A 15,687-nucleotide genomic window follows, 5' to 3' on the forward strand; every position below is an offset into this window, starting at 1 on the left:
GCCTGGTTCTCCGCACTTACTGGTTCTTGGGTGGGATGACCGGGTTCAGCGCGGCCATTCGATAGTCGTCCTTGGTGTTCAGGGCTTCAAGTTGATCCACTTGTCCTTGATAGTCGCGGTAGCCACGGCGGGCCAGCGGCTGGTGCGGGGACTCGGGTTCGTCACTCTGGTCTTTGGGCTCGATCTCGAAACGGTGACCGTTGATCAGTTCAACCGCATAGGCCAGGGTGCCGGGCACATGCTCGAAGCGAATCAGGCCATCGGCACCGGTCAGGCCCTGCTGAATCAGCGCGCCATCGGCGAACAGCTGATAGGGTTCGTCCTCGTATCCCGGTACACCCGGAAGGGGGCTGATCACCGCGCTGAGACGATGGATCACCTCGGGAGCCGGCTGCGACGGTCCACGCTCCAGCAGGGTGCCGGCCTTGGCGGTGGCGGCCGGCAGGGGCACGACCGGCAACAGGCTGGCGGCGCCGCTGCCTTGCCCCGCCGCGCCCCCCGCGTTCACCTTGAGCAACGCCCCACTCACGCTGACGCCGCTGGCGTCGAGCTTGATAAAGCTGCCCCCGGCTTGCACCGTCAGTTCACTGGCGGCTTCGATCACCATTTTCTGGCCCGCTTGCAGATGAATCTCACGCCCGGCCTGGAGCAGTTGTGCGCTGCCCAGCTTGATGTGCTGGTCGTGCGCCACGTTCAGGTGGTCGTCGGCGCGGATTTCGGTTTTGCGTTCGCCGTAGACGGTGCGGTGTTCCTCGGCCTTGAGTTCGCTGTAGCTGTTGGCTTCGACGCTGTCGTGACGCTCGTGGCCAACGCGAATCTTCTGGTCGTGCTGGATGTTTTCATCCCAGTCGCGCTGGGCGTGGACGAAGATCTGTTCGGCGCCTTGCTTGTCTTCGAGGCGCACTTCGTTGAAGCCGGCGCCACCCGGCGAACTCAGGGTCTTGAATACACTGCGGGTCTTGTTGGCCGGCAGTTCGTAGGGCGCCGGGTGTTCCTGGTGATAGAGGCAGCCACTGATCAGCGGCTGATCAGGGTCGCCTTCGAGAAAGTCCACCAGCACTTCCATGCCGATGCGCGGGATGGCGAGGGCGCCGTAGCGGTCGCCGGCCCAGCTGGAGGCGACCCGCAGCCAGCAACTGGTCCGGTCGTCGCCCTGGCCTTCGCGGTCCCAGTGGAACTGCACCTTGACCCGGCCATATTGATCGGTGTGGATTTCCTCTCCTGGCGGGCCGGTGACCACCGCGGTCTGGCTGCCCAGGACCCGGGGTTTCGGATGGTCCAGCGCGGGGCGGAAGAATACGTCCCAGGGGGTGGCGAGGAAGCGGTTGCGGTAGCCCTGCTGGAGGCCATCGCTCGAATCGGTGTCGCTGGTGATGGATTCTTCCAGCACCTGGGGCTGTTTACCTTCATGGCTGACCTGGGTCAGCAGCCAGAGGTCGTTCCACGCCTGGCGCGGGTGATCGGACAGTTCCAGCAAATGTCCGCTGACCAGTCGCGGTTCATCGCCCCAGCCCTCGGCTTGCCGGTAGTCGGCGCGGTGGCGTTCCAGGGCGCGCTGGCTGAGCAACTTGCCCCGTTCGCGATCGGTGAAGCGCCCGGGGTAGTCGTAGTCCTCCAGGTCCGGTTGCTGGGTCTGGGCGTCGGGCTTGTAGACGGCCTCCATTTGCAGGCGTGGCTTTTCGAAGTCGTAGTCGCGTCGGGTGACGCGGCTGGTGCGGGTTTCCAGGCGCACGTTGAAACCCTTGATCACCGGCTCATCGGCCACCAGCCCGCTGCCGCGCACATAGGCGGTGGGTCGGCCGAGCTTGCGGAACACGCTCTGGTTATCGCTGAACACCAGCAAATGCGCCTCGCGGCTGTGCTGGAAGTGATAGTGCAGGCCTTCTTCTTCGCACAGGCGCTGGATGAAATGCAGGTCGCTCTCGTCGTACTGCACGCAGTAGTCGCGCTTGGGGCAGGGCTGCTGGATCTGGAACTGGTAGGCATCGCCGAGGATGCCGTGCTCTTCGAGGATCAGGGCGATGATCTGCGGCGCCGAGAGCTGCTGGAAGATCCGCTGGTTGCTGCGGTGGCGCAGGTAGTCCAGCTGCGGCTGCAGCGACAGGCTGTAGCGGCTCAGGCGCTTGCCGGCATCACCCTGGGCGATGCGTTGGATCAGCCCGTGGATGCCGTGGCCCTTAGGGTCGAAAGCGAGAAAGGCCGGTTGGTGCAGCAACGGTTCGAGGTCGATGAAGGGGCGTTCGCTGACCAGTTGCAGGTCGAAGCGAAACGGTTGGCTGATGGCTTCGGTGCCCTTGAACGCAAGCACCTGGAAGTCGTGCTGGATGCCTTGGATGTCCAGGCTGAAGTGGGTTTGATTGGCGCGGTTGAACACATCCTTGTTCCTCGTCCAGATAGCTGGGTGCCTGTTTGCCGATAATCGGCGCGGGGTCAGGCGCGGAGGAGAAGGCTGGAGCAGCTACCCGCAAATACAAGGCGCATCTGCCGCGTTGCAAGAAATTCAGAAAATTCCTGTGTTCATGGTCAAGAAAAACACCGGATTTGGGCTGAGGTTCTTACATCGAAAGCGGCAACAGCGGAATCGAAGAGGTCGCCATGGTATTCCTTGGGGGAATTCACTTTATAAAAACAATGAATTTTTATTATCTGGCGCCAGGGCCTAGCCTGTCTCGACCCTCTCCATGGAGTAATACCGTGAGCGCCTCTTCTGTGAATCCGCTGGAAAAATTCGACAGCGCGCGAGCCGACGAATACGCCCGCCAATGCCGCATCGCCCTGGCGGGATACGACGCCTGCCACGACCTCGCCGCCTGCATGCTGGCGGCCAGTCTTGGTCAGGCGCGCGCGGCTCAGATCCTGGCGGTGGGGGCCGGTGGAACCGCCCAGGAGATCATCGCCATGGCCAGTCTGGAACCGCACTGGCGCTTTACCGCGCTGGATCCCTCGGCGCCGATGCTGGAGGCGGCGCGCCAGCAGTTGCAGGCGCACCGCTTGCTGGACAGGACCGAGCTGCAGCTGGCCACGGTGGAGGATCTGCCGGCGGAGGCAGCCTTTGATGGCGCCACGCTGATCGGTGTGCTGCATCATTTGCCCGGCGATCAGGCCAAGCGCCAGCTGTTGCAGGCCGTTGCCCGGCGTCTCAAGCCCGGTGCGCCGCTGATCGTCGCCGGCAATCATTACGCCTACGCCAGCCAGCCGCTGCTGCTCGCGGCCTGGGGGCAACGTTGGCGCCAGCAGGGCGCCACGGCGGATGAGGTGCAAGCCAAACTGGGGAAAATCCTCCAGGGCGCCGACCCGCCTCATTCCGAGGCAGCGGTCCAGCGCTTGCTCGAAGAGGGCGGTTTCAGCGAGGGAACCCGCTTCTTCGGCAGCCTGTTCTGGGGTGCCTGGTTGAGCCGCAAGGTGGGATGAAGGGAGGGCAATAGGAGCGCGCGGGAGCTGGCGGATGTGAATTTGCTGGCCAGGCCACGGGAGGGCTAGGCTATTATTCTTCGCGGCCCGGAATGAACAGTGCAGGTCATTAACCCATGGCGCTGAATGAGTGTTCTACAGACGGATTCCGCCAGTCATCAACGAAGCACAATGGTTGGATATGGATATTCAACGTCTCCTGAAAAAACGGCAGCTCAATGTTCAGGAACAAAACATTCTCAACGCCTACAAACTCGCATGCACCGCCAGGAGCTGGCGGGACGAAGGTATGCCCCAGGCCTTGCTGGATTACGCGCAGTCACAGGGTGTCGACTGGTCGGCGACCATCGTTCTCAAGTTGGAAATCGACTTTCCCGGAATGCCCAGTCTGTTTGGCTTGTTGTTGACCCAGGACGAGCGCTTCATCGATTTTGAAATTGAAACCGACACCACTCACCGGCAGATCGAAGCGGTGGAGTGTTGGAAAGACATCACTGCCACGCTGAATCATTCGACGTGTAACCGAGGTATAGGCAAGGGCTTTGCGGCCATTGCTCTGCAAGTCCGGCGCCAGTTGTTGGACAAGGTCGATCATGGGTGATGGGCGAGTGGAGGGTTTTCTGCCCCATGAGGAGTGGCTTTCATGCCTGAACGAATACCCTGCCTGCGAGCGGATTTCATTGAAGTCCTAGATGAAGTGGAACCTTTGCTGGTTGGTGCCTATAAGCAACTCGGGCCCGTACCGCAGGATCACGCATTGGCCCAGGCGGGCTTGGAGCATGGACGGGCAATCGTGCTGGATTACCTGGAGCACAACGAGGCCGGGTGCGCTTTCGAGCATCTGCTGTACATGATCAATGAGCCAGCTTTGGGGATTTCAGCGCATTGTCGGGCAGCCCTGGCGCGATTAGCCGAACACCTGGGGATGTCCCTGAAGGCATGAGCAGGATCAAGTCTCAATTCGCTTTCCTGGCGCCTGGTTGGCTCAGCCTGGCCGCGCCCAGCCAGTAGAACAGCCCGCCGGTGACAATGAACGCCGCCAGCATGTAGAAAATCCAGTGCGCTGGGGAGCTCGCCAGGACCATGCCGCATAGCATCGGGCCCAGGGCCCCGCCGAGGTTGGAGAGGTTTTGCGCGCCGTAGTACAGGCCTCGCAGGTGCTCGGGGGCGATCAGGTCGATGAACATGTATTCGGCGGGAAACACGATGATTTCCCCCAGGGTGAACACCACCATCGACAGCACCCACAGCGGCAGGCTGGTGGCCAGGCCGAACCCGGCGACCCCCAGCAGGAACAGGCTCAGGCCCGCCGCCAGCCACTGTTTCAGGTATCTGGCGGTAATCCTGCGGCCAATCGCGTACTGCAGGGCAATGACCAGCAACGCATTGGTCGCCACCAGGGTGCTGATGGTGCTGTAGGCGACTTGCGCGGATTCGGTGACCACCAGGTACTGGGACAGGTAAGCCGAGAACTGGCCAAACACCACCGCGCTGAGCAAGCCGCCGAGGGTGAAGCAGATCAGCCGGTAATCCCGCAGCAGCTGGCGGCCCAGCGCGAGAAAGGACAGGGGTTGATGGGGGCTGGCGCCGGACTGGAGCTGCCTGTCGCCCTGTGTCAGGTACAGGGCAAGGAATCCGCCTCCCAGGGCGCTCGACGCGATAAAGGGCAGGCTGATGCCTTGCTGGGCCAGCCAGGCGCCGAGCAACGGGCCGACGGCATAACCGATGTTGGTCAGGGTGTACTTGATCGAGAACGCTTCACTGCGTTCGCTCACCGGTAACTGCTGGGCAAAACCGGCTTTGGCCGCGATATCGAACACTGCGTAGGCAAGGTTGATCGACACCAGGCACAGGTAGAGCAGCCACAGGCCGGGGGCGGCAAAGGCGCCGACAAAGCCCAGGGTGAAGATTGCGACGCAGGCCAGGATCAGCCGGTAGGTGGCGATCCGATCCACCAGGTAACCGCCGTAGAGGCTCAACAGCGAGCCGACGATCAGGCTGCTGCCGATCACCAGGCCGATATTGGCGACGCTCAGGGCGTAGCTGGCGGACAGGTAGATCACCAGATAGGGCAGGGTGATCGCCCGCGCCAGGGTCAGGATCAGCGACCCCGACAGCAACAGCTTGATAGTGCCCGGGTAGTGTTTCAGGGTGCGCAGCATCCATGCCTCTTCAAAGGGTGCAGGTTGAGTCGGGGGGATTGAGCTTACTGAGGAATTGGCTTCTGTTTTATGATGATTTTTCTTTAGTGAAGGGAAATTGATTCATGAATAAGGACGCGGCATGTTTGCTTCCGAACGCCTGAAGGGCATCGATGTTTTGTCTGTGTGGCCGACTCCGGCAGCTTCAAGGCCGCTGCCGAGCGCCTGAACCTGACGCCGTCCGCCGTCAGCAAGGCCATCGCCCGTCTGGAAAGCCGCCTGCAGGCCCGGCTGTTGCAGCGCACCACCCGCCGCCTGGCGCTGACCGATGCGGGGCAGGCCTTCTATCGCACCTGCACCGGGGTACTGGCCGATCTGCAAGAGGCCGAGTGGGCGTTGCAGGCGGAAAACACCGAGCTGCGGGGCAAGGTGCGCATCGATCTGCCGGGAGCCTTTGGCCGCACCCAGGTGTTGGAGTTGATCTTGCGCTTTGCCCGGGAACACCCCTTGCTGCAACCCCACGTGACCTTTGCCGATGCTTTTGTCGATCCCCTTGAGGCCGGTGTCGATATTGCCGTGCGGCTTGGCGGGCCCGCGCAGTGGCCCGCCGCGTTGGGGCATCGTCAGTTGGGCCATGAGCGGCATCTGTTCTGTGCCTCGCCGGCGTACCTGCAGCATCAGGGCACGCCCTTGACCGATGCCGATCTGCTGCGGCATCGCTGCATCGCCTACGGCTGGGTGGATGGACGGGTCAACCCGTGGAGCTTTCCCGGCAGCCGGTCAGGGGAGATCGAGCGTCGGGTGATGCCGGCCGCTTGCGTGGTCGGGGATGGCCAGGGGTTGTTGATGGCGGTGATGGCGGGCTATGGGATCGCCCAATTGCCGTCGTGGCTGGTCAAGCGCCAGCTGGAGGAGGGCAGCCTGGTGCAGGTATTGCCGCAGTCGGCAACCCAGGGGCAGGTCATCCATCTGTTATGGATGAAGAATCGTCAGGCATTGCCCAAGGTCAGCGCCTTGCTGGAGCTGTTGGCCGAACACTTGATGGGATAGACAGAAATAAAATGGCAGGGGCGGCTGGATTCGAACCAACGCATGGCAGGATCAAAACCTGCTGCCTTACCGCTTGGCGACGCCCCTGTAGCTGTTGCGACGTTACTTGCTTTGACTGCCGGACCGGGGAGGTCCGCTGCAAGAACGGGCGCAAATTTATCAACTTATGTGCCGGCTGGGAAGCCCCCCATGCAAAAAAATGAGTTTGAAAACAGCTGCTTAGTCTTTTTCAGGGCATTTTTATCCGTCCCCGGGGTTCAAGGGACCAGGTAGCCGGGCTGTGAATCCTTCAGCGGCTGGGCCATGTCCAGTGCGCGGCGGATGGCCCGCAACTCCGCGCCTTCCAGGAGGCGCCGGCCAAAATCATAGTCGTCGCCCCCCGGGCCCAGGTGCACCGAAAGCAGCCCGAACAGCTCCCCGCCCACCTCTTCGATGAACATTTCCATATAGGTTTCGTGGCGGCGGTAGGCGCTGAGGTAGATCAGCCCCTGGACCTCGGCGCGACTGCAGTTGTCGATGGCCTCCCAGGTCAGGCAACTGCCCTGTCCATGGTCGATCAGCGGCATGTGCCAGGCCTGCGGCGCCAGCGGTTGGGCGCGCAGGGCCGCGGGCAGGGGCTGGCAGGACAGGACCAGGAAGCGGTGCCGGTGCCGGTGCCGGCCATGGTAGAGGGCGTTTCGGGGCGGCTCGGGCGCCGGGCCGCTGATGCGCACCCGCAGCAGCTGGCTCAGGGCGATTTCCGAAGGCTGCTCGTTCCAGCCATTGAGGTCGGCAACCGGCGGGCACCAGATCAGTTGCAGGGTGTCGCCGATCAGGAGGCGCTCCTGCTGCTCGAAGAAGGCCGAGCTTTCCTCGCCCACCACGGGCAGCAGGTCGCTCAGGCGCAAGGTTGGTGCGCCGTAGTCGATGCCCAGGTCGGTGGACCAGAACAGCGGGGCGCAGGTTTTCAGGGTTGCCGGCATGGACGCGAGCCTGTGATGGGGAGGGGGAGGATTCTTCGGTAACTGGCGCCGGATGTCACCTGTGTCTGACTCAATCGGCTACATCCTCTGGCGCGATGCGACCGTGACAGCGTTCAGCCGCGCACTAGTATAGGGAGCCTCGATAGCGACTCAATTCCTGTAAGAACGGCAGAAGGACACACGCATGCGACGCTGGAACGGCTGGGGGGATGCATCCACGGTGGTCGAATTGCCGGCCCAGGGCGCGGGGTTTCTCGCCGAGCGCCTGGGGCCGGGACGCCGCTTGCCGGAGGCGACCCTGGAGCAGGCGCTGGCCAAGGTCCCGGCTTCACGCCTGGCCGCCCACCCGCTGTATTGCATCGATCCCCAGGAACGCCTGCTGCACGCCCGCGGCCAGAGCCTGGCAGACTGGCTGGCCCTGCGCGAAGGCGCACTGGGGGTTTATCCGGATGCCGTGGCCTTTCCGGAAACCGCCGAGCAGATCCGCCAATTGCTGGCCCTGGCCGAGGACCGCGACCTGTGCCTGATTCCCTACGGCGGCGGTACGTCGGTGGCCGGGCACATCAACCCGCCCTGGTCCGAACGCCCGGTGCTGACGGTGTCCCTGGCGCGCATGAGCCGCCTGCTGGAGCTGGACGAAGACAGCCAGCTGGCGACCTTCGGCCCCGGTGCCAGCGGTCCGCAGGTGGAAAGCCAACTGCGGGCCCGGGGCTACACCCTGGGGCACTTTCCCCAGTCCTGGGAGCTGTCGACCCTGGGCGGCTGGGTCGCCAGCCGTTCCAGTGGCCAGCAGTCGCTGCGCTACGGGCGCATCGAGCAGCTGTTCGCCGGCGGCACCCTGGAAACCTTTGCCGGGCCGATGCCCATCGCCAGCTTTCCGGCGTCCGCCGCCGGGCCGGATCTGCGCGAGGTGGTACTGGGCAGCGAAGGGCGCTTCGGGATCATTTCCGAGGTCAAGGTGCGGGTCAGCCGCCTGCCCGATGACGAGCGTTTCTATGGGGTGTTCCTGCCGGACTGGACCCAGGCCCTGCAAGCGGTGCGCGCCCTGGCCCAGGCCCGGGTGCCGCTGTCGATGCTGCGCCTGTCCAATGCCCTGGAGACCGAGACCCAGTTGGCCCTGGCCGGCCACCCGACACAGATCGCCTGGCTGGAAAAATACCTGGCGCTGCGCGGCGCCGGGGCGGGCAAGTGCCTGCTGACCTTCGGCGTGACCGGCAACCGCCAGCAGAATGCCTTGTCCCTGCGTCATGCACGCCAGCATCTCAAGGCCTTCGGCGGGGTGTTCACCGGCACCTTGCTGGGCAAGAAATGGGCGCAGAACCGCTTTCGCTTTCCCTACCTGCGCGAAAGCCTGTGGAACGCCGGTTACCTGGTGGACACCCTGGAAACCGCCACCGACTGGAGCCATGTCGACCGCCTGATGCAGCGTATCGAGGGCAGCCTGCGCGACGGCCTGGCCGCCGAGGGCGAGCAGGTGCATGTGTTCACCCACCTGTCCCATGTCTATGGCCAAGGGTCGAGCATCTACACCACCTACGTATTCCGCCCGGACGCCCAGTACCCGGCGACCCTGGCCCGCTGGCAGGCGCTCAAGCACGCCGCCAGCCAGACCATCGTCGATCACCACGGCACCATCAGCCACCAACATGGGGTCGGCAAGGACCATGCGCCTTACCTGCTGCGGGAGAAGGGCGCGCTGGCGATCGACACGTTGCAGGCGCTGAGTCGCCACTTCGACCCGGCCGGGCGTCTCAACCCCGGCACCTTGCTGGAGTCGTGAGCCATGAGCCAGGACTGGAACGCCCAGTGGCGGCAACAGGTGCTGCCGGAACTGGCGGCGCAACCCTGGGACCTGATCGTGATCGGCGGCGGCATCAGCGGCGCCGGCATCCTGCGTGAGGCGGCGCGGCGCGGTTGGCGCTGCCTGCTGCTGGAGCAGCGGGACTTTGCCTGGGGCACCTCCAGCCGTTCCTCGAAGATGGTCCATGGCGGCTTGCGCTACATCGCCAAGGGCCAGTGGCGCCTGACCCGGGACTCGGTGCGCGAGCGCCAGCGCCTGTTGCAGGAGGCCCCGGGGCTGGTGGAACCCATGAGTTTCCTGATGCCGCATTACCGCGGCCAGTTTCCCGGGCCCAAGGTGTTTGGCGGCTTGCTGAGCCTGTATGACGCCATTGCCGGGCGACGCAATCATCGCTTTCACGACGCCCAGCAACTGCAGTACCTGGCCCCCGGGGTCAAGGAACCGGGGTTGCTCGGTGGCACCAGCTTTCTCGATGCCCTGACCGACGACGCGCGCCTGGTGCTGCGGGTGCTGGCCGAGGCCCGGGCCGATGGCGCCGTGGCCATCAATGGCCTGCGGGTGACCCGCCTGCTGCGGGAGAACGGGCGGGTGTGCGGGGTGGCGATCGAGGACAGCGAAACGGGCGCGGTGCAAACCCTGGGCTGCGCGGTCCTGGCAGTGGCCACCGGGGCCTGGGCCGAGCGCTTGCGCCCGGCGAGCAACGGTCGGCAGCTGCGCCCGTTGCGCGGCAGTCATTTGCTGCTGCCGGGCTGGCGCCTGCCGGTGGCCCAGGCTTTGAGCTTCATGCATGGCGAGGATCGGCGGCCGGTGTTCGTCTTCCCCTGGGAAGGCGCCACCGTGGTCGGCACCACCGACCTCGATCACCGCGACGACCTGGACCAGAGCGCCAGCATCAGCCAGGAAGAACTGCGCTATCTGCTGGCCGCCTGTGCCCAGCAGTTTCCCCAGTCCCTGATCACTGCCAGCGACGTGCTGTCGACCTGGGCCGGGGTGCGCCCGGTGGTGGCGGGTAGCGAGGGGCAGCAGGGCAAGCCGTCCAATGCCACTCGTGAACATGTGCTGTGGCAGGAGCCCGGCTGCGTGACCCTGGCCGGTGGCAAGCTGACCACCTTCCGCCCCCAGGCCATCGAAGTGCTGCAAGCCTGCGGGGCGATGCTCGGGCGTGACGTGGTGGATGACGGCGCCCCGGTGTTGGCGCCCGTGGCAGCGCTGGACATCCCCGGCCTGAGTCGCGCCCAGACACGGCGCCTGGCCGGACGCTACGGTCGCGACCTGCCGCGCCTGGCGCAACAGGTGGCGACCCTGGGCGGCGACTGCATCGGTGCCAGCGACACCCTGTGGGCCGAGCTGGCGTTGGCCGCCGAGACGGAGATGGTCCTGCACCTGGACGACCTGCTGCTGCGCCGCACCCGGATCGGCCTGCTGCTGGCCGAGGGTGCGGCCCAGTACCTGCCGGCCATTCGCCGCCTGTGCCAGCCTCGACTGGGCTGGGACGACGCCCGTTGGCAGGCCGAAGAACAGCGCTACCTGGCCTTGTGGCAACGCCATCACAGCCTGCCGAATGCCTAACGATGCTCAACCAAGAGAGCCCCATGGATAACCACAACAACAAGAAACAGGACTGCCTGCTGGCCATCGACAACGGCACCCAGAGCGTCCGCGCACTGCTGTTCGACCTTGAAGGCAACCTGTTGGGCAAGGGCAAGATCGAGCTTGAGGCCTATTACTCGACCCAGCCCGGCTGGGCCGAGCAGGACCCGGATTACTACTGGGCCAAGCTCGGCGAAGCCTGTCAGCTCTTGTGGCAGCAGACCGGCATCGACCGCTCGCGGATCCGCGGCGTGTCCCTGACCACCCAGCGCGGCACCCTGATCAATGTCGACGCCCAGGGCCGCGCCCTGCGCCCGGCGATTCTCTGGCTCGACCAGCGCCAGGCCGCCGTCGAGGGGCGCATCAAGGGGCCCTGGGGCTGGCTGTTCAAGCTGATCGGCGCCGAGGCCACGGTGGACTATTTTCGCGCCCAGGCCGAAGCCAACTGGGTGGCCCAGGAGCAGCCCGAGGTGTGGGCCGCCACTGACAAGTTCCTGCTGCTCTCAGGCTTTCTCACCCATCGCCTGACCGGCAATTTCGTCGACTCGGTGGGCTGCTCCGTGGCCTACCTGCCATTCGACTACAAGCGCCTGCGCTGGGCCGCGCCCAGCGACTGGAAGTGGCAGGCCCTGGCGGTGCGTCGGGAACAGTTGCCGACCCTGCTCAAGCCCGGCGAAACCCTGGGTCGGATCAGCGCCCAAGCCAGCCGCCACACCGGCATTCCCGAAGGCTTGCCGCTGATTGCCGCCGGTGCCGACAAGGCCTGCGAGGTGCTCGGCTCCGGCGTGCAGGATTCGACCACCGCCTGCCTGTCCTACGGCACCACGGCCACCATCACCACCACCCGTTCCCGTTACCTGGAAGTGGTGCCGCTGATCCCGCCGTACCCGGCGGCGGTGCCGGATCACTACAACTGCGAGGTGATGATCTTCCGCGGTTACTGGATGGTCAGTTGGTTCAAGCAGCAGTTCGGCCTGCGCGAAGTGCAGCAGGCGGCGGAGCAGGGGCTGGAGCCGGAGCAGCTGTTCGACGCCCTGGTCCAGGCGGTGCCGCCCGGGTCCATGGGCCTGACCCTGCAACCCTACTGGTCGCCGGGCATCCGCGAGCCGGGCATGGAGGCCAAGGGCGCGATGATCGGCTTTGGCGACGTGCACACCCGGGCCCATATCTACCGGGCGATCCTCGAAGGCCTGGCCTATGCCCTGCGCCAGGGCATGGAACGCATGGAGAAGCGCTCCAAGCTGAAGATCACCCGCCTGCGGGTGGCAGGCGGCGGCTCCCAGAGCGACGCCGCCATGCAACTGACGGCGGACATCTTCGGCCTGCCGGTGGAGCGCCCGCATGTCTATGAAGCCTCGGGGCTGGGGGCGGTGATTGCCTGTACGGTGGGCCTGGGGCTGTACCCGGACTTTCCCACGGCGATCAGCGCCATGACCCGGGTCGGCGCGGTGTTCGAGCCCCAGCCACAGGCGCAGCAGATGTACCAGCGGCTGTACAGCGAGGTCTACCTGCGCATGTACCGCCAGCTCAAGCCGCTGTACCACAGCATTCGCGAGATTACCGGCTACCCGGCCTGAGGGGGCGGCCAGGAGGGGCAAGGGTTCCCGGTCGAAAAAAGCCGCTTGCGCGGCATGGCTCAACTATCGTCATCCAGGTGGAAGGAACCCTACGACAACCAGAACCGGTGAGCCGAACATGAACCGCCAGGAAGCGCTGAACATCCTCTGGAAGCGACTGTTCATCATCTTTGTGCTGCTGTTGGCGGCGTCCCTGGGGGCGGTCGCCATGGCCGATGGCTACACCATTCCCTCGGTGGTGTTCATCGTCGGCAACATCGGCGGTTACGTAGGCTTTCACCGACAACTGTCGCACCTTCGCGAGGAGGAGATCGTCAGCCTGTGCAGCTCCTGGTTCAACGTGCTGCTGCCGTCGTTCATTGGCGGCATCCTCGCGGGCCTGCTGTACATCCTGTTTATCTCCGGCGTGGTGCAAGGTGAACTGTTTCCCCAGATCGTCGATGACAAGATCTGCCGGTACCCGGACAACAGTTTCTATGTGATTTTCTGCCAGCACGCAGACGGCTATGCGTCCTACGGCAAGTTGCTGTTCTGGTCCTTTGTCGCGGGTTTCAACCAGAACTACGTGGTCGATCTGATCGAGAACATCAAGGGCAGTAAAAAAGCACAGGGTGAAGCATGAGCGAAGACAGCAAGAGCAAAGCCGGCCAGGTCAAAGGCCCGGCGTCGTACTTTCCGTCCATTGAAAAAAACTACGGTCAGCCCATCAGCCACTGGCTGGAGCTTCTTGGCGCCCTCAGCGGCAAGAAGCACATGGAACTGGTGGCCTGGCTCAAGTCCGAACACGGCATGGGCCATGGTCATGCCAATGCCTTGGTGGCGCACTTTCTGGCGGGGGCCAAGAACCCTTAACGCTGCGTGCTGGACGCTGTGGCTTCGCCAGTGAAGGCGTGACTGCCGACATCCGCTTTCCTGGCGAAAAAAAGCCCAATTCCCCTGTGTTCTCTTGGTTCTTTCCTGCGTCGCAACTTGCATTGCCCCCTTTCTGCCTGTCGGAGTTTTCTCGATGTCTTCGCCTAAATCCTTGCCCACGGCCTTGTTGGGCCTGGCCCTTGCCTGCCCGGCAATCGCCGAGACCCGGAGCGTGGAGCTGGCCCCGGCGCAAGTCCTGGGGCAGGAGCAGGGTGCTGAAGGACAGCAGGTGGCAGAGGCTGAGGCGCGGCTGGCACAGGTGCCGGGCGCCGGCAATGTGGTGGACATGCGCCAGCCGCTGCAGGGGCGGGTGGCCAGCAACCAGGATGTGCTGGCCTATCAGCCCGGGGTCTACGCCCAGTCCGCCGGGAACGAAGGGGTGAAGATCTCGATCCGTGGTTCGGGCATCAACCGCGCGCCGGGGGCCCATGCCTCGGGGCTGTACACCATGCTCGACGGCTTGCCCCTGACCGGCCCCGGCGGCACCCCCTATGAGTTGCTGGAGCCCCTGTGGGTCGATCACGTAGAGGTGCTGCGCGGCGCCAATGGTTTCGATCGTGGCGCCCTGGCCCTGGGCGGGGCCATCGATTACGTCAGCCATACCGGCTACGACGCACCGCGCTTGCAGGTGCGCTACGCCACCGGCAGCCACGGTTATCAGCAGCGTCAGGTCAGCTCCGGGCAAGTGCTGGGGGATTTCGATTACTACGTCTCGCTGACCGATGCCAATGCCGACGGTTACCAAGACCACACCCGCAGCCAGAGCAAGGGGGTGATTGGCAACTTCGGCTATCGCTTCAATCCGAACCTGGAGACGCGTTTCTACCTGCGCTACCGCGAGACCGACAACGATCTGGCCGGACGGGTCAGCAAGCATTCCATCGAGCACGACCCGCGGGCGGCCAACCCGCTGTATGTCAGCCGCGATGACCGGCGCAAGCAGCCGGGCAGCACCTTTGTCGGCAACAAAACCACCTACTACATCGACGACGATTCGAGCATCCAGACCGGTCTGGTCTACCACGACTACCCGATGGACCTGCGCGAAGGCCCCAACCGCCTTAAGGTGGCCTACAGCGACGTCAGCGGCACCTTCGACTACAAGCGCCGCGACAGTCTTTGGGGCCGGGAAAGCCGCAGCACCCTGGGCCTGCGGGTGACCAAGCACCTGCCCAATGACGGCGCCAGCGAGTTCGTGCGGATTCCCACCGGCAACACCGCCAACTATGCGCCAGGGACGCGAATCCGCAACTTCACTTACCAGGGCTCGGATACGGTCCTGCACCTTGGCAATGACCTGGAAATTGCCGATGACCTGTGGCTGACCACCGGGCTGGCGGCCATCTATACCCGTCGCGAAAGCGCGGTGACCTACCCCGAGGGCGGTGGCAAGACCAGCCTTGGCGACTGGGACTACGCCCCGCGCCTGGGCCTGCGCTACCAGTTGACCTCGGATGTGCAACTGTTCGGCAACCTCAGCCGTTCGGTGGAGGCGCCCCATCCCTGGTCGCTGATCTACAGCTCGAACCTGCGTTTCCCGGCCGGTAGTGGCGTGGCCAGCGGCGCCCAGCGCGATCCGATCAAGTTGCGCAACCAGACCGCCACCACCCTGGAACTGGGCGGCCGTGGCGACAGTAGCCTGGGTCAGTGGAGCCTGGCCTGGTACTACGCCCAGGTGCGCCACGAACTGCTCTCGGTGTTGCCGGACCCCAGCGCCACCACGCCCTATGAACTCAACGCCAGCCCCACGGTGCACCAGGGCGTGGAAGCCAGCCTGCACAGCGAACTGTGGTCGCGCCCGGGCGTGGGTCGCCTGAGCCTGCGCCAGGCCTACAGCTTCAGCGATTTCCACTACCGCGACGATTCGCGCTTTGGCGACAACCGCCTGCCGGGCCTGCCGATGCACTATTACCAGGGCGAGCTGCGCTACGACTGGCCCCTGGGTTTCTTCGCCGCCGTCAACACCCAACTGGTGTCCAAGGTGGCGGTGGATTACGCCAACAGCTACTACGCCGACCCTTACGCGCTGTTCGGCGCCACCCTGGGCTACAACGCGCCAAAGAACGACTGGCAGACCTGGGTCGATCTGCGCAACCTGACCGACAAGCGCTACGCCGCCACCGTGACCCCAGGCTACGACGACAAGGGGCTGGACGCGGCGCGCTCGACGCCGGGAGAAGGCTTGGGGGTGTACCTGGGCGTGTCCTGGAGCCTGCGCTGACAGCAGGGCGCCCAGAGCAAAA

General features: G+C 64.6%; 12 protein-coding genes, 1 tRNA gene and 1 pseudogene. 10 read left to right on the forward strand and 4 right to left on the reverse strand.

Annotation, left to right across the window (positions count from 1 at the left end):
- Nucleotides 1-16: 16 nt before the first annotated feature.
- The gene (gene tssI, locus GGI48_RS29075; protein WP_179601378.1) at nucleotides 17-2,374 is read right to left on the reverse strand and encodes a type VI secretion system tip protein TssI/VgrG; all 2,358 of its coding nucleotides are present in this window, start codon (nucleotides 2,372-2,374) and stop codon (nucleotides 17-19) included.
- Between the two features lie 320 nt (nucleotides 2,375-2,694).
- Here tssI and GGI48_RS29080 point away from each other — a divergent pair, with 320 nt between their 5' ends.
- The 3 genes from GGI48_RS29080 (at nucleotide 2,695) to GGI48_RS29090 (ending at nucleotide 4,354) form a co-directional block, all read left to right on the forward strand.
- Nucleotides 2,695-3,411 carry a class I SAM-dependent methyltransferase gene (locus GGI48_RS29080; RefSeq protein ID WP_179601380.1) on the forward strand — a complete coding sequence of 239 codons (717 nt, stop codon included), beginning with the start codon at nucleotides 2,695-2,697 and terminating at the stop codon, nucleotides 3,409-3,411.
- 181 nt (nucleotides 3,412-3,592) lie between these two features.
- Nucleotides 3,593-4,012: a hypothetical protein gene (locus tag GGI48_RS29085; RefSeq protein ID WP_179601382.1), complete on the forward strand. Its 420-nt coding sequence runs from the start codon at nucleotides 3,593-3,595 to the stop codon at nucleotides 4,010-4,012.
- A gap of 42 nt (nucleotides 4,013-4,054) precedes the next feature.
- Nucleotides 4,055-4,354 carry a hypothetical protein gene (locus tag GGI48_RS29090; protein WP_179601384.1) on the forward strand — a complete coding sequence of 100 codons (300 nt, stop codon included), beginning with the start codon at nucleotides 4,055-4,057 and terminating at the stop codon, nucleotides 4,352-4,354.
- Nucleotides 4,355-4,367: 13 nt separating this feature from the next.
- On the opposite strand, the gene GGI48_RS29095 is transcribed toward GGI48_RS29090, so the two are convergent.
- Nucleotides 4,368-5,573 (reverse strand): MFS transporter, encoded by a 1,206-nt coding sequence (locus GGI48_RS29095; RefSeq protein WP_179601386.1) that lies wholly within the window; start codon nucleotides 5,571-5,573, stop codon nucleotides 4,368-4,370.
- Nucleotides 5,574-5,694: 121 nt separating this feature from the next.
- Between GGI48_RS29095 and GGI48_RS29100 the strand changes: the two are divergent.
- Nucleotides 5,695-6,602: pseudogene (locus GGI48_RS29100) on the forward strand (LysR family transcriptional regulator).
- Between the two features lie 12 nt (nucleotides 6,603-6,614).
- Here GGI48_RS29100 and GGI48_RS29105 read toward each other — a convergent pair.
- Nucleotides 6,615-6,689, reverse strand: a tRNA-Gln gene (locus GGI48_RS29105).
- A 170-nt stretch (nucleotides 6,690-6,859) separates the two neighbouring features.
- The gene (locus GGI48_RS29110) at nucleotides 6,860-7,564 is read right to left on the reverse strand and encodes a hypothetical protein (protein WP_179601388.1); all 705 of its coding nucleotides are present in this window, start codon (nucleotides 7,562-7,564) and stop codon (nucleotides 6,860-6,862) included.
- Between the two features lie 184 nt (nucleotides 7,565-7,748).
- Between GGI48_RS29110 and GGI48_RS29115 the strand changes: the two genes are divergently transcribed.
- The 6 genes from GGI48_RS29115 (at nucleotide 7,749) to GGI48_RS29140 (ending at nucleotide 15,665) form a co-directional block, all read left to right on the forward strand.
- Nucleotides 7,749-9,344 carry an FAD-binding oxidoreductase gene (locus GGI48_RS29115; protein ID WP_179601390.1) on the forward strand — a complete coding sequence of 532 codons (1,596 nt, stop codon included), beginning with the start codon at nucleotides 7,749-7,751 and terminating at the stop codon, nucleotides 9,342-9,344.
- A 3-nt stretch (nucleotides 9,345-9,347) separates the two neighbouring features.
- A complete protein-coding gene (locus tag GGI48_RS29120; protein WP_179601392.1) occupies nucleotides 9,348-10,934 on the forward strand; it encodes a glycerol-3-phosphate dehydrogenase/oxidase in 1,587 nt (528 codons plus the stop codon).
- Nucleotides 10,935-10,957: 23 nt separating this feature from the next.
- On the forward strand, nucleotides 10,958-12,532 hold the full coding sequence (locus GGI48_RS29125; protein ID WP_179601394.1) for an FGGY-family carbohydrate kinase: 1,575 nt from the start codon (nucleotides 10,958-10,960) through the stop codon (nucleotides 12,530-12,532).
- Between the two features lie 118 nt (nucleotides 12,533-12,650).
- A complete protein-coding gene (locus tag GGI48_RS29130; RefSeq protein WP_179601396.1) occupies nucleotides 12,651-13,154 on the forward strand; it encodes a hypothetical protein in 504 nt (167 codons plus the stop codon).
- The gene (locus GGI48_RS29135; protein WP_179601398.1) at nucleotides 13,151-13,384 is read left to right on the forward strand and encodes a DUF4287 domain-containing protein; all 234 of its coding nucleotides are present in this window, start codon (nucleotides 13,151-13,153) and stop codon (nucleotides 13,382-13,384) included. The genes GGI48_RS29130 and GGI48_RS29135 overlap by 4 nt, the downstream gene beginning before the upstream one ends.
- A gap of 154 nt (nucleotides 13,385-13,538) precedes the next feature.
- Nucleotides 13,539-15,665 carry a TonB-dependent receptor domain-containing protein gene (locus GGI48_RS29140; protein WP_179601400.1) on the forward strand — a complete coding sequence of 709 codons (2,127 nt, stop codon included), beginning with the start codon at nucleotides 13,539-13,541 and terminating at the stop codon, nucleotides 15,663-15,665.
- Nucleotides 15,666-15,687: the final 22 nt, after the last annotated feature.

This window comes from Pseudomonas protegens (genome assembly GCF_013407925.2).
Lineage (GTDB): Bacteria > Pseudomonadota > Gammaproteobacteria > Pseudomonadales > Pseudomonadaceae > Aquipseudomonas > Aquipseudomonas fluorescens_AP.

Coding starts and splice junctions, on each gene's coding strand:
- GGI48_RS29085 (WP_179601382.1), top strand. CDS start 3,593: ATGGATATTCAACGTCTCCTGAAAAAACGGCAGCTCAATGTTCAGGAA.
- GGI48_RS29090 (WP_179601384.1), top strand. CDS start 4,055: ATGCCTGAACGAATACCCTGCCTGCGAGCGGATTTCATTGAAGTCCTA.
- GGI48_RS29095 (WP_179601386.1), bottom strand. CDS start 5,573: ATGCTGCGCACCCTGAAACACTACCCGGGCACTATCAAGCTGTTGCTG.
- GGI48_RS29110 (WP_179601388.1), bottom strand. CDS start 7,564: ATGCCGGCAACCCTGAAAACCTGCGCCCCGCTGTTCTGGTCCACCGAC.
- GGI48_RS29115 (WP_179601390.1), top strand. CDS start 7,749: ATGCGACGCTGGAACGGCTGGGGGGATGCATCCACGGTGGTCGAATTG.
- GGI48_RS29120 (WP_179601392.1), top strand. CDS start 9,348: ATGAGCCAGGACTGGAACGCCCAGTGGCGGCAACAGGTGCTGCCGGAA.
- GGI48_RS29125 (WP_179601394.1), top strand. CDS start 10,958: ATGGATAACCACAACAACAAGAAACAGGACTGCCTGCTGGCCATCGAC.
- GGI48_RS29130 (WP_179601396.1), top strand. CDS start 12,651: ATGAACCGCCAGGAAGCGCTGAACATCCTCTGGAAGCGACTGTTCATC.
- GGI48_RS29135 (WP_179601398.1), top strand. CDS start 13,151: ATGAGCGAAGACAGCAAGAGCAAAGCCGGCCAGGTCAAAGGCCCGGCG.
- GGI48_RS29140 (WP_179601400.1), top strand. CDS start 13,539: ATGTCTTCGCCTAAATCCTTGCCCACGGCCTTGTTGGGCCTGGCCCTT.